Below are 12,863 nucleotides of genomic sequence, written 5' to 3'. Positions count from 1 at the left end.
TTATCTTATCATTTACCGAACCTGATGTCAACAACTATTTTCATATTGTTTTTTTCCGGTTAAGCAATGTGTATTGTCGTTATTGGCGACTCCTAATATATTATCAGGTTGATCAATAATCGTCAATGGTTAAATTAGTTTTTTTAAAAAAAACTATAGCATGATAAAAACCCCAAGGAAATATCCATGAGGTTTTCATAAGATGACTTCGACACACAATCCTTTAAATGATCCAATAACCAATGGCCGCCAATGCGGCAACTCCCGGTATTCCAAGCAGGCCGGCGACTGCCGAGGTAACAGGGTTGATTGGGACATGAATGCCCGCCTGATTCCCAAGTGTATTCAAAAAGAACAAAAATGCTGCACCGATAATGACCTTTATAATGCCCTGCCCTATGAACCGGACAGGTCTTAATGGGGCCCCGATAATGAGGAGCATTAAAATCAAGCCGCCAACTATGGCAACAAAGACAACTGGTTCCAAACTCATTCCTCCCCGCAAGCTTGTACTAAACTTATATGAAGGAAACGCTGGATTAAGAACCGAAAAAAATGGCCATGAGGAACAAACAATCCTTCACAGCCATTTCCTTATCATCTTTTTAAGCGAACATTCCTTCTTTTAACTTCCCTGAATAAGTAGAAATATTTCACTTCCGCCAGTCTCGTTTGGGCGATTACTTCCTCAGATGGATCAACGCTTTTTTCAAGTAATGATTTTTGATTATGCCAATTCCATTTCAATTGTTCAAGCTCTTCGATTAATGAATCATTGAATTCATTCCGAAGTTTCTTTTTTTTACGAAAGAACAAGTGAAGTCCTCCCAGCTATCTTATATTTCTCTTCTTCCTTCTATTGCTTTTGATAGCGTCACTTCATCCGCATACTCCAAATCTCCGCCAACAGGAAGTCCGTGGGCAATTCGGGTCACTTTGATGCCTGATGGTCTAAGCAACCGGGAAATATACATGGCTGTCGCTTCACCTTCAATGTTAGGATTAGTGGCCAAAATTACCTCCAGCACTGTTTCATCTTGCAGGCGCTTTAATAAATCAGGAATATTTATATCTTCCGGACCGATTCCGTCCATCGGGGAAATACTGCCATGCAGTACATGGTATAAACCATTGAACTCTCTCATCTTTTCCATAGCTATAACATCTTTCGGGTCCTGAACCACACAGATCAAACTTCTGTCCCTCTTTTGATCTTCGCAAATATAGCAGGGATCTTGATCTGTAATATGACCACAGACTGAGCAATACATAAGATTCCGCTTAGCATTAACAAGTGCTTTTGCAAAATCCAAAACAGTATCTTCCTTCATGCTTAATACATGAAAGGCTAATCGAGCAGCCGTTTTAGGACCAATCCCCGGCAATTTCATAAAACTGTCAATGAGCTTGGAAATTGGTTCTGGATAATGCATCGAATTCCTCCTAAAAATTTCAAAAGAAACCCCCTGAAAGGAAGTTTCTTTTGAACTTGCTTAAAACATACCCGGAAGGTTCATTCCCTTAGTGAATTGTCCCATCGTTTGGTTTGTCATTTCTTCCGCCTTTTTCAAAGCATCGTTAGTGGCAGCCAACACTAAATCCTGAAGCATATCGATATCATCCGGATCGACAACTTCCGGTTTGATGACTACATCGACTATTTCTTTATGTCCAGTCACGATGACCGTTACCATTCCGCCGCCGGCAGTTCCTTCAACCCTTTTTTCACCTAATTCTTCTTGTGCTTCTGCCATCTTCTTTTGCATCTTTTGCATTTGTTTCATCATGTTCTGCATATTACCGCCGCGCATACCCATTTTCCTTACCTCCAATTATTCTTTAATTTCAAGTAAATCATCGCCGACTAATTTTCTAGCCTCTGCTATAAAGGGGTCTTCTTCTTTTGATTCCGTTTCTTCTGGACCGTCGAACTGCTGTGTTGAGATGAAGTCCTCCCGCAACCTTTGCCACTGGCTTTCCGGAACTCCAGCTATCTCCATTCGGTGTCCGGTCAATTGCTGCATGATCGAGGCTATCACTTCCACGAAACGGTTATTTTCCATTGCCATTTGACAATGAATATCATATTTGAATTTTACCACAAAAGCTTCAGTTGACGCAGCAACAGGTTCTGCCTCCGTTAATAAAGCTGCCAATGACTTTTGGTTTTGAAGACCTAACTGTTCAAGCACTTCCCCCCACTTACTTTTCACAGCATTAAGACCTGGCTTTGTAGCTTGTTTCAAAACTTGATTGATCTTTCCGGCAGGTGCTTTATATGACTTTTTAACGGCCCTTTGCGCCTTAGCCTGCTCCGCAGGTTTTTCTGCCATGGCTGCCGGAATGCCGTTTTTCTGCATTTCGAGTAATTTCTTCTCTAAATCTTCTATTTTCTGCTGCAGCTGTTGAAGCTGCCCGTTATCAATTTGATTTGGCCTTTGCTCATTACATAACTTGACAAGTGCCACCTCAAGGAAAATCCTTGGATGATTTGTCCATTTCATGTCTTGCTGTGTTTGATTGAAGCTTTCAATTATGGAGTAAATCGATTCAGAAGAAATTACTTCTGCCAATTCCTTGAATTGGGGATCTATCAAAACACGCTCGAAGGATTCTGCCAGTGCCGGTGCAGTTTGAAACAAAAGCATGTCACGGAAGTAATAAATCATGTCTTCTATGAACCTAGCCGGGTCTTTTCCCATGGCCAGCAATTCTTCAAGGACTTCAAGTGCCACCGCTACTTCTTTATCATATATAGCTTTTGCCAGCCGGCTTAAAAACGCTTGCGAAACAGATCCAGTGACAGTCAATGCATCTTCCACTGAAACCGTCTCCGAACTGAAGGATATCGCTTGATCAAGAAGGCTTAGTGCATCCCGCATCCCGCCTTCGGCTGCCCTCGCAATGATATGCAGGGCTTGTTCATCACAAGAAACACCTGTTTCTGCAATGATTTGTGACATCCGGCCAACTATATCTTGAGGCTGGATCCGTTTAAAATCAAACCTTTGGCAACGGGAAATGATCGTTAGTGGAATCTTATGAGGCTCAGTCGTCGCCAATATGAAAATCACGTGCTTCGGAGGTTCTTCCAATGTCTTTAAAAGCGCATTGAACGCTCCTTGTGAAAGCATATGTACCTCATCAATGATATAAACTTTATATGTAACCGCGTTAGGTGCATATTTGACCTTATCACGAATGTCACGGATTTCCTCGACACCATTATTGGATGCTGCATCAATTTCTATAACATCTGATATGGAGCCATCGGTGATTCCGCGGCAGGTAGCACATTCGTTACAGGGCTCACTTGTCGGTGCATGCTCACAATTCACTGCTTTTGCTAGAATTTTGGCAGCACTTGTTTTCCCTGTTCCACGTGGACCGGAAAATAAATAGGCATGTGAAACCTTTTGCCCGACCAAAGCATTCTGCAACGTTTTCGTCACATGTTCCTGTCCGACTACATCAATGAATTGTTGCGGCCGCCATACCCGGTATAATGCTTGATACCCCACGGAAATCCCTCCTTCTTTTCTCCATCTTGTTTATTATACATTACTGATTTCCTTAATATCAAAGTCTAAAATGAAATTTCATCATTGCCTCATTTTTTTTCAAAAATACCAAGCACTTTACCTTCTTGGCATAAAAAAAAACCCACCCGATACGAATGAGTTTTTTGTTTATGTAAAATAACTGCCGTGCACCTTCTGTCGATTAGCAACCATAAGCGTTACTTAAGCAGTTAGCTCGGCCCAGGCAACCCTGCGGCACATGAGAACTTCCACTTAATGCTGCTTCCTTCCGGACCTGACATGGTTCATGGAGTCCCATTGCGCAGGACCCGGGCGTCAACGCCACTTACTTAAGGCAGGCCCTACAGAATGCTAACCTCGAGAAGGGATTCAACCTCGCTAGAGCGGATTGCGAGTACAGGGCACCGCTACCTCCCCGTCTAGCACGGCAAAAGTAATACCAATTTCAAAGCGTCATTACGACGCATAATTCATTATACTAAGGTAACAAAAAAAACGCAAGTGTTGTTCTTGGACAGTTCAATTCCAAATTTATCAAATGAAGCAAAGATTCATCTTCAACATTCGTTTTCACTTATTTATTTTCTTCAACAAGCTTGAGTGCCTGCTCTCTTTTCAACGTTTTCTTTCTATCCCTAAGCTCTTTAAAAAAAGAAGTCAAAATCCAGCCGCACTCTTCCCCCAATACACCGCTGGTTACATCACATTGATGGTTAAAGCGTTCATCTTGAAGTAAATCCATGAATGTGCCTGCACAGCCAGCCTTTGGATCATGCGCTCCGAAAACAACCCTTTTCACCCTTGATTGCAAGATGGCACCGGCACACATCGGGCAAGGTTCCAGCGTTACATATAATGTCGCATCTTCAAGACGCCAACTGCCAGTAGCACGGCAAGCCTCATTGATTGCAAGGAGCTCCGCGTGTGCCGTCGCATTCTGTTCCGTTTCCCTCAGGTTATGCCCCGTCGAAATAACTTGATCATCTATTACGATTAAAGCGCCAATCGGCACTTCATTCAATTGCCGCGCCTTTTTTGCTTCCTCTAAGGCTAAATTCATGTAATGAACATCATCCTTCAAAAAAAAACCCCCTCATATTAAATAGGAGTAAACAGACAAATATAAGACAAAATAAAGGTCATACTACTTATTCTAATGAATAGTAACGCATTCGGCATATGTGCTGCAAGTAAATTCTCATAATACTGGAGGATATACCATGAATCGACCTGAATCGCCTTCCTTTGCATTGCTTATCATTGATATGATCAATGACTTTGACTTCAAATACGGGAATATGCTCCTTGCACATACGAAACTTATCGTCGATCCGATCTTGAAATTAAAGAAGCAAATGAAAGAAAAAGGTTTTCCAATCATATATATCAATGATCATTATGATTTATGGCAGGCTGACTTCGATAAAATCATTGATAAATGTAAAAATGAAGGTAATGCCTCATTAATCGAAAGAATAAAACCGCAACAGGACGAATTTTTCCTCATCAAGCCGAAGCATTCAGCATTTTATGGGACGGCACTCAATACACTGCTTAAACAATTAAACGTGGATACCCTGATCATTACTGGCATAGCTGGCAACATCTGCGTGCTATTCACGGCCAATGATGCCTATATGCGGGAATATAAATTATGGATTCCGAAGGATTGCATTGCTTCTGCATCAAAGGAAGATAATCATTATGCATTAAAAATGATGAACCATGTTCTCAAGGCATCCATAAAACAAGGTGAAGACATGTAAGCATTCAATCGAATAAGGAATTAATCTACATACCTCCCCAATTAACACTCTTTCATTCTCTTTCTTTATCAACCTGACAAAAATGTCACTAAAGTCCCAAGTCTGTGATACAATATCTCTTGGCGAAAATCCTATGACCGGGAATTTTAGCTTGATACCTCATGAAGGAGGACAGATTGGATGAAATCCACCCCATTTATCACTGTCGAAGGTCCAATCGGCGTGGGAAAAACATCACTCGCAAAAGTTATCGCAGATCATTTTCAAATTTCATTATTAAGGGAAATTGTCGATGAAAATCCATTTCTCGGGAAATTCTATAAAGATATTGATGAGTGGAGCTTTCAAACAGAAATGTTTTTTTTGTGTAACCGTTATAAACAATTGGAAGATATCGAAAAAAAGTATCTTACTAATGACCAAGCCGTAGTGGCTGATTATCATATATTCAAGAACTTGATATTTGCTGAAAGAACGTTAAAGAACGAACAATACAATAAATACCTTGAGATATTCAATATTTTAACACGGGATATGCCTGAACCTAATATGGTGATTTATTTAAACGCAAGCCTTGATACTCTTCTCTCCCGAATCGGTAAAAGAGGTCGGGAAATCGAAGAAAATATATCCTCCATTTATTTAGAGCAGTTATCCGCGGATTATCGAACATTCATGGAAACATTCGAGAAACAGCACCCTGACATCCCTGTTCTTACATTCAACGGAGATGAGCTGGATTTTGTCGGGAACAAGGATGATTTGAAAACGATAATCAGCCAAATAGAGAATGCCCTGCACAAAGGAGTAAAGTCAAATGAACTTACGAAAGAAATATAATATTCCAAACAACGCCGTCATTACGATAGCAGGGACGGTTGGCGTAGGAAAATCGACCATGACCAATGCGTTAGCCGATGCCCTTCAATTCAGGACATCATTTGAGAAGGTTGATACGAACCCCTACCTGGATAAGTTTTACGATGATTTTAATCGTTGGAGTTTCCACCTGCAAATCTATTTCCTCGCTGAACGTTTTAAAGAGCAAAAAAAAATCTTCGAATATGGCGGCGGTTTTATCCAAGACCGTTCCATTTATGAAGACACCGGGATATTTGCAAAAATGCATTATGAAAAAGGCACGATGAATGACGTGGACTACGAAACGTATACAAGCCTTTTCAATGCCATGGTAATGACGCCATACTTCCCGCACCCTGATTTACTTATCTATCTCGAAGGTTCGCTCGATGATATCCTCAACCGGATCCAAGAGCGCGGCCGTCCAATGGAACAGCATACCCCAATTGAATATTGGCAGGAAATGCACGGCCGTTACGAAGAATGGATCGATCAATTCAACGCCTGCCCTGTCCTTCGATTAAATATAAACGAATATGATCTTATGCAGGATGAAGCAAGTATCGAACCTCTTATAAAGCGGATTGCCGAATATATGGAGCAAACCAAGTTGTTGCGAAATGTGTAAAACAGAAAAACCACCGGTTATCCGGTGGTTTTTTAATATATTAGAAAACAAAAATTCCGTTACATAACTGTAACGGAATTCATCGATATCCAATTTATGCGCTGTGGTTATTAATAAGTTATGGAGGAGGTAGAGGGATTCGAACCCCCGCGGGATTTGACTCCCCTGTCGGTTTTCAAGACCGATCCCTTCAGCCGGACTTGGGTATACCTCCGTATCAACATTTATTATATTACATGGAATTAAAATCAAAGTCAAGCCCTCTATAAAGTTTTTTTAAAATAATTTTCAAACTTTGATAAAAAGGGGAATCAGCCTCTTTAACCAGAAGCTGATTCCCTTTGACTTACGGTTTAATGACTTCCGCACCGCGCATATATGGACGTAATACTTCAGGAATGATGACACTGCCATCTTCCTGCTGGTAATTCTCCAAAAGGGCAGCGACTGTACGGCCGATTGCCAAACCTGATCCATTTAGGGTATGGACGTGTTCCGGTTTGCCTTTTGCATCACGTCTGAAGCGAATATTGGCCCGTCTAGCCTGGAATGCTTCAAAGTTACTGCAAGAAGAAATTTCGCGGTACGTTCCATAGCTCGGGATCCAAACCTCGATATCATACTTTTTAGCAGCTGTGAAACCAAGATCTCCTGTACACATGCTTAGCACTCGGTATGGAAGACCCAGCAATTGGAGGACCTTTTCGGCATGACCTGTGAGGTTTTCCAACTCTGCATAGGAATCTTCCGGCTTCACGAACTTCACTAGTTCAACTTTATTGAACTGGTGCTGACGAATTAGCCCCCGCGTATCACGACCCGCAGATCCTGCCTCTGAACGGAATGAAGCACTGTATGCCGCATAGCTAATCGGCAGATCGTCCGTGCTCATGATTTCATCACGATGGAAATTTGTCACCGGCACTTCAGCTGTAGGAATCAAGAAGTAATCATCACTTTCAATACGGAAAGCATCCTCTTCGAATTTTGGCAATTGACCTGTCCCGGTCATGCTTGCACGGTTCACCATATATGGCGGCAGCATTTCTTCATATCCGTGTTCCTCAACATGAAGGTCTAACATAAAGCTAATTAGTGCACGCTCCAATCGAGCGCCAAGACCCCGATAAAATACAAATCGGCTTCCGGTCACTTTTGCTGCCCGTTCAAAATCCAGGATGCCTAGATCTCCAGCTACATCCCAGTGTGGTTTCGGTTCAAACTTGAATTCAGGTAACTCCCCCCATTTACGGATTTCGACATTATCATCTTCCGTCTCACCAACAGGCACGCTTTCATGCGGTATATTAGGAATGGAAAGAAGTAATGTTTCTAATTGCGCTTCCACTTCACGAAGCTCATCATCGAAACCTTTTATACGGTCACCGACTTCACGCATTTCCGCAATCAACTGATCTGCATCTTTTTTCTCCCGTTTCAATATGGCCACTTGCTGTGAAACTTCATTTCTTTGGCTTTTTAACTTTTCCGTTTCAGCAATCAAGGTCCGGCGCTTTACATCCAGTTCCTCGAATTTTCCTAAATCAGTTAAATCTTCACCTCTGAATTGCAATACACGCTTCACTTCTTCAAAATTATTTCTTACATATTTCAAATCCAACATTTCAGTTCCTCCTTAATGTTTTTGATGATTTATCAAAGAACGCAAAAAACTCCCGTCCCCTGAAGAAGGGACGAGAGTTAACCCGCGTTGCCACCCTAGTTGAAGGCCTATGAAACACGCCTACCACTTATCACGATAACGGCTTTTAACCGAAAGTATTTACTGACCCAAAAGGCTTTCCATACTCTGCTCCAGGAGGGATTCACAAAACTCTCACACCGATTTCCACCAGCCATCGGCTCTCTGTAGAAAGAAATACTTGTTACTATTTCCTGTCATTGCTTTCTTATATAATCAAATTGTTTTCCATAATGTACTATAATTTTATACATTACGCAACCGTTTTATACGCGAAACTTAAAACCAGCCTTTAACAGTGGAAGCCACACTGCTCCAAACGTCTCCAAAGAATCCGCCGACCGCCCGCATTGATAATACGAACCAGTTTGCCTTTTCAACGGATTCTGCAGCTACGACGTTAACCTTAACTGGATCGCCGTTGATGTACCCGTAATCTTCTCCTTTTTTAGGAGTGACTGTGATGTAGCCTAGCTTTTCACCTTTTTTGATTGGTGCAGTCAGCTTACCATCATCATTCAATTTGTTTTTATCGATCACTAAGTCTGTTTTATAGTTGTCTTTCCCACCATTTTCAACAAGTAGCTCGATTGCTTTTTCAGATTGAATCTTAACTTCTTTTTCCTTGCCTTTCACTACTGAAAGTGTTTCTTTCCCTTTCACCTGGTAGTTGGCTGGAAGGACTTTTTCCTTTTTAAATGTTGCATAAGCATAGTTCATAAGCTTAGTGCTATCTGCAAAACGTTCGTTTTTATTAGTGGACTTCATGACCACCGTGATATAGCGCTGACCGTCCCGGATAACCGTCCCTGTATGCCCATAACCGGCAAAGTCGGTAGATCCCGTCTTTAGTCCGTCTACGCCTTTATATTCAAAAATCAGGCCAGGCAGCATCCAGTTGAAGTTCGGATATTCTTTTCCATCACGGAACTTCAATTTAGGAATGCTGGCGATTTTTAAAACTTCCGGATAATCATTTATTAAACGATAAGCAAGAAGTGCAGTATCTTTTGCTGTCATGATATTTTCATCATCTTCATCACCTGAAGGATATTGCCCTAATAAATCGGAGTTATTCAACCCGCTGGCGTTAACGAATTTATGATGTTTCAAGCCTAATTCCTTTGCTTTTTCGTTCATTAACTTAACGAAGCTCTTTTCACTTCCGGAAACTAGCTGTGCTAAAGCTACTGTTGCCGCATTTCCTGAATAGACGGCCATAGCTTGATATAGTTCTTTAACTGTATAATCTTCACCTTCCGTTAACCCAACATTCGACAAATTGGGTGCTTTTGAAAGGTCATGTACATATTTATTTATTTTTACTTTTTGATCCCAACTGATTTTCCCATTTTCAATTGACTCCATTATGATGTACTCGGTCATCATTTTAGACATGGATGCAATCCCTAATACTTTATCGGCATTTTTTTCATACACGATTTGTCCCGTTTCACCATCGATTATGATGGCTGCCTCTGCTTTTAAACCTAAATTATCAGATTCAGCAACAGCTTCCCCCGGTTGATAGGCAAATTGCGACATAACAAGAACAAAAACAAAAGTGAAAATGAGGGTTATCTTGCTGATTTTTTTCAATTTCCAATACCTCCAACTTTTAAGCTAATCTCTATAACAAAGAAGAAACTTTATGTAAATCCCTTGACACCTTGTCTAGTTTATCACAGAAAAAATAAAAAAAATAGACAGAGTAATCGCAGACTCTGTCTATTTTAATAATAAATTTTAATGACGATTATATGTTAAATTCATTACATTGAGTAGTTCGGTGCTTCTTTAGTGATTTGGACATCATGAGGATGGCTCTCCCTTAATCCGGCACCAGTCATTTTGACAAATTGAGAGTTTTCTCTCAACTCTTCCAATGTGGCTGTACCGCAATATCCCATACCTGAACGAATGCCGCCAATCAGTTGGAAAATGGTATCTGATAGAGGTCCTTTGTATGGAAGGCGCCCTTCGATGCCTTCCGGAACGAATTTCTTGTTATCTTCCTGGAAGTAACGATCTTTAGATCCTTTTTCCATTGCAGCAACAGATCCCATACCCCGATACACTTTAAAACGGCGACCTTGGAAAATTTCCGTTTCGCCAGGGCTTTCAGTTACACCTGCAAGCATACTGCCAAGCATTACTGCATGTCCGCCTGCAGCCAGGGCTTTAACGATATCTCCTGAATATTTAATTCCGCCATCAGCGATAATCGTTTTACCATGCTTTCTTGCTTCTGTTGCACAATCGAAGACTGCCGTGATTTGTGGAACACCTACACCGGCTACAACCCTTGTCGTACAGATTGACCCTGGTCCGATTCCCACTTTCACTACATCGGCTCCCGCTTCAATCAATGCTTTCGTCCCTTCAGCTGTTGCCACATTACCGGCAATGATCGTCAATTCAGGATAAGTCGCGCGGATTTCCTTCACCATTTCAAGGACGCCTTCTGAATGACCATGAGCAGTATCAAGTACAATTGCATCGACATGGGACTTAACAAGCATTTCAACACGCTTCATTGTATCCTTAGTGACTCCGACTGCAGCACCTGCAAGCAATCTCCCTTGCTTATCTTTCGCCGAATTCGGGAACTCAATGACTTTCTCGATATCCTTGATCGTAATAAGTCCTTTAAGAACTCCATTATCGTCTACAAGAGGAAGCTTTTCGATTTTATACTTTTGAAGAATCTTCTCTGCTTGTTCCAAGTTAGTTCCTACTGGTGCTGTGACGAGATTCTCAACAGTCATGACACTGGAAATCTTCAAGGAAAAATCGGAAATAAATCGCAAATCACGGTTTGTAATGATACCCACAAGTTTTTGATCCTCAATATTGTTGACTACAGGAACACCCGAAATGCGATATTTGCCCATTAAATGCTCTGCATCGAATACCTGGTGATCTGGCGTCAAGAAAAATGGATCGGTAATTACACCGCTTTCTGAACGTTTTACTTTATCCACCAGTTCAGCTTGTGCTTCAATGGACATATTTTTATGAATGATACCCAATCCGCCTTGACGAGCCATGGCAATCGCCATCTCTGCTTCCGTAACGGTATCCATTCCTGCACTGATGATAGGAAGGTTGAGCTTTAAGTTTTCAGCTAAGTTGACTTGAAGGTTGACATCTTTCGGCAAAACCTCTGATTTCGCTGGAATTAATAGGACATCATCAAAGGTTAAACCTTCTTTTGCAAATTTATTTTCCCACATTATTTTCCCCTCCTGCTTAAAAATATTATTTGTAGGTTATCAATAGGACATACTACTGTCAAGAAGAGAAATAAATGTTTGATTATTCTATTAATTCGGAGGACAGCTGCAATGCCTGAAAACAATGATAATTTCGATAAATATACACCTTTTTTTTCCGCATCTTCCTCTCAACTTTTTTTACAAAAATGTTACACACAAGAAAAAATAGCAGAAGCGGAAATCAAAAGTTACGATAATTGTTATCCATTTATTTACCATCTTGAACATGCTAAAACTTATTATAATCAGGCAGCCATTGCACCGCTATCCATTCAGCCAATCCTTACATTTTATGGATTTGCCCAATTATTAAAGGCTTGTCTGCTCACGATTGATCCTAACTATCCGGAATCAACTTCGATGCTTGCCCATGGGGTAACTACGAGGAAAAAGAAAAAGCAACAATATGAATTTCTGAAGGATGAAGTAAAAACGCAAAAAAATGGACTTTTCACCTGCATCGCCGAGAAATTATTTCATATCAAGCATCTGGAAGGTGAAAAGTTTTCCATGGGTACACTTATGAAAGAAATCCCGGATATGCAAAACTTTACATGGTCCATTTCCAAGAAAAATTTCGTCGCCCTGCTACCCTCTCCCAAAGGTTTTCAATTGCCTTCAACCATATTGGATAGCTATCAAATGTCCAGTAGTCGATTGGAGGAATTTTTGAAAGCTAAAACGAATCAAATTTACAGTATTTCGGAAGCTCCCGGAACACTGCATTTAAAAACAGGGGGTGTTCCCATTCATAATGCCAAATCTCCAATACGGTATAATTTGGAAGAAGGGCAATTCATGCTATCTCTGAATAAAGATTCGTCCGCTTTTTCATTACCTGAACTTTTGATTCATTATTTGATTTCTTATAACCTTAGCATAATAGCTCGTTATGAAACAGAATGGTGGGCAGAGCTGATGAAAACCATGCCTAATGACGATTACCCTTGCATTGTGCAATTCCTTAAAATAAGCCAAGCTAAGGTGCCATTTTTAATATTTGAATGGATTAAGTCGGAAAGGTTCCATATCTGATCCTTCCAACACCCTATTGGTGAAATGATCTGACCTGAAACGACAAAAAAG

The 12,863-nt window shown here is 40.9% G+C and carries 13 protein-coding genes, 1 tRNA gene, 1 other RNA gene and 1 other annotated feature; of the genes, 4 read left to right on the top strand and 11 right to left on the bottom strand.

Features of this window, described 5'->3' with window-relative positions; genetic code table 11:
• Window positions 1–223: 223 nt before the first annotated feature.
• The 7 genes from OTG27_RS26170 to tadA all read right to left on the bottom strand — a co-directional run bounded on the left by OTG27_RS26170 (window position 224) and on the right by tadA (window position 4,623).
• Window positions 224–493 carry a pro-sigmaK processing inhibitor BofA family protein gene (locus tag OTG27_RS26170; protein ID WP_370019689.1) on the bottom strand — a complete coding sequence of 90 codons (270 nt, stop codon included), beginning with the start codon at window positions 491–493 and terminating at the stop codon, window positions 224–226.
• 104 nt (window positions 494–597) lie between these two features.
• Window positions 598–816, bottom strand: a complete 219-nt coding sequence (locus tag OTG27_RS26165) for a YaaL family protein (protein ID WP_034316261.1) — start codon at window positions 814–816, stop codon at window positions 598–600.
• A 20-nt stretch (window positions 817–836) separates the two neighbouring features.
• Window positions 837–1,433 (bottom strand): recombination mediator RecR, encoded by a 597-nt coding sequence (recR, locus tag OTG27_RS26160; protein ID WP_034316264.1) that lies wholly within the window; start codon window positions 1,431–1,433, stop codon window positions 837–839.
• A gap of 60 nt (window positions 1,434–1,493) precedes the next feature.
• Window positions 1,494–1,811 carry a YbaB/EbfC family nucleoid-associated protein gene (locus tag OTG27_RS26155; protein ID WP_048688709.1) on the bottom strand — a complete coding sequence of 106 codons (318 nt, stop codon included), beginning with the start codon at window positions 1,809–1,811 and terminating at the stop codon, window positions 1,494–1,496.
• A gap of 21 nt (window positions 1,812–1,832) precedes the next feature.
• Window positions 1,833–3,521, bottom strand: a complete 1,689-nt coding sequence (gene dnaX, locus OTG27_RS26150) for a DNA polymerase III subunit gamma/tau (protein WP_054398423.1) — start codon at window positions 3,519–3,521, stop codon at window positions 1,833–1,835.
• A 184-nt stretch (window positions 3,522–3,705) separates the two neighbouring features.
• An RNA gene (ffs, locus tag OTG27_RS26145) (signal recognition particle sRNA large type) lies at window positions 3,706–3,970 on the bottom strand.
• Between the two features lie 146 nt (window positions 3,971–4,116).
• Window positions 4,117–4,623: a tRNA adenosine(34) deaminase TadA gene (tadA, locus tag OTG27_RS26140; protein WP_268938561.1), complete on the bottom strand. Its 507-nt coding sequence runs from the start codon at window positions 4,621–4,623 to the stop codon at window positions 4,117–4,119.
• A gap of 139 nt (window positions 4,624–4,762) precedes the next feature.
• On the opposite strand from tadA, the gene OTG27_RS26135 reads away from it, so the two are divergent.
• The 3 genes from OTG27_RS26135 (at window position 4,763) to OTG27_RS26125 (ending at window position 6,797) form a co-directional block, all read left to right on the top strand.
• Window positions 4,763–5,308: a cysteine hydrolase family protein gene (locus OTG27_RS26135; RefSeq protein WP_057277264.1), complete on the top strand. Its 546-nt coding sequence runs from the start codon at window positions 4,763–4,765 to the stop codon at window positions 5,306–5,308.
• A 180-nt stretch (window positions 5,309–5,488) separates the two neighbouring features.
• Window positions 5,489–6,148 (top strand): deoxynucleoside kinase, encoded by a 660-nt coding sequence (locus OTG27_RS26130; protein ID WP_063589582.1) that lies wholly within the window; start codon window positions 5,489–5,491, stop codon window positions 6,146–6,148.
• Complete coding sequence (locus tag OTG27_RS26125) at window positions 6,126–6,797, top strand: deoxynucleoside kinase (RefSeq protein ID WP_034316271.1); 672 nt, start codon at window positions 6,126–6,128, stop codon at window positions 6,795–6,797. The genes OTG27_RS26130 and OTG27_RS26125 overlap by 23 nt, the downstream gene beginning before the upstream one ends.
• Before the next feature lie 121 nt (window positions 6,798–6,918).
• Here OTG27_RS26125 and OTG27_RS26120 read toward each other — a convergent pair.
• The 4 genes from OTG27_RS26120 to guaB all read right to left on the bottom strand — a co-directional run bounded on the left by OTG27_RS26120 (window position 6,919) and on the right by guaB (window position 11,735).
• A tRNA-Ser gene (locus tag OTG27_RS26120) sits at window positions 6,919–7,011 on the bottom strand.
• Between the two features lie 132 nt (window positions 7,012–7,143).
• Window positions 7,144–8,421 (bottom strand): serine--tRNA ligase, encoded by a 1,278-nt coding sequence (serS, locus tag OTG27_RS26115; RefSeq protein WP_034316273.1) that lies wholly within the window; start codon window positions 8,419–8,421, stop codon window positions 7,144–7,146.
• A 63-nt stretch (window positions 8,422–8,484) separates the two neighbouring features.
• Window positions 8,485–8,709, bottom strand: a binding site (T-box leader).
• Between the two features lie 69 nt (window positions 8,710–8,778).
• On the bottom strand, window positions 8,779–10,098 hold the full coding sequence (locus OTG27_RS26110) for a D-alanyl-D-alanine carboxypeptidase family protein (protein ID WP_268938560.1): 1,320 nt from the start codon (window positions 10,096–10,098) through the stop codon (window positions 8,779–8,781).
• A gap of 173 nt (window positions 10,099–10,271) precedes the next feature.
• Window positions 10,272–11,735 carry an IMP dehydrogenase gene (gene guaB, locus OTG27_RS26105; RefSeq protein ID WP_048688703.1) on the bottom strand — a complete coding sequence of 488 codons (1,464 nt, stop codon included), beginning with the start codon at window positions 11,733–11,735 and terminating at the stop codon, window positions 10,272–10,274.
• Window positions 11,736–11,846: 111 nt separating this feature from the next.
• Here guaB and OTG27_RS26100 point away from each other — a divergent pair, with 111 nt between their 5' ends.
• Complete coding sequence (locus OTG27_RS26100; RefSeq protein ID WP_268938559.1) at window positions 11,847–12,812, top strand: YaaC family protein; 966 nt, start codon at window positions 11,847–11,849, stop codon at window positions 12,810–12,812.
• Window positions 12,813–12,863: the final 51 nt, after the last annotated feature.

The sequence above is a fragment of the Peribacillus sp. AS_2 genome (genome assembly GCF_026891895.1).
Lineage (GTDB): Bacteria > Bacillota > Bacilli > Bacillales > DSM-1321 > Peribacillus > Peribacillus frigoritolerans.
This window is presented reverse-complemented; position numbering and strand designations above follow the sequence as displayed.

What these genes read in the sequence shown, in the direction of transcription:
- OTG27_RS26170 (WP_370019689.1), bottom strand. Translation starts at nt 493, where the DNA reads ATGAGTTTGGAACCAGTTGTCTTTGTTGCCATAGTTGGCGGCTTGATT.
- recR (WP_034316264.1), bottom strand. Translation starts at nt 1,433, where the DNA reads ATGCATTATCCAGAACCAATTTCCAAGCTCATTGACAGTTTTATGAAA.
- OTG27_RS26155 (WP_048688709.1), bottom strand. Translation starts at nt 1,811, where the DNA reads ATGCGCGGCGGTAATATGCAGAACATGATGAAACAAATGCAAAAGATG.
- OTG27_RS26135 (WP_057277264.1), top strand. Translation starts at nt 4,763, where the DNA reads ATGAATCGACCTGAATCGCCTTCCTTTGCATTGCTTATCATTGATATG.
- OTG27_RS26130 (WP_063589582.1), top strand. Translation starts at nt 5,489, where the DNA reads ATGAAATCCACCCCATTTATCACTGTCGAAGGTCCAATCGGCGTGGGA.
- OTG27_RS26125 (WP_034316271.1), top strand. Translation starts at nt 6,126, where the DNA reads ATGAACTTACGAAAGAAATATAATATTCCAAACAACGCCGTCATTACG.
- serS (WP_034316273.1), bottom strand. Translation starts at nt 8,421, where the DNA reads ATGTTGGATTTGAAATATGTAAGAAATAATTTTGAAGAAGTGAAGCGT.
- guaB (WP_048688703.1), bottom strand. Translation starts at nt 11,735, where the DNA reads ATGTGGGAAAATAAATTTGCAAAAGAAGGTTTAACCTTTGATGATGTC.
- OTG27_RS26100 (WP_268938559.1), top strand. Translation starts at nt 11,847, where the DNA reads ATGCCTGAAAACAATGATAATTTCGATAAATATACACCTTTTTTTTCC.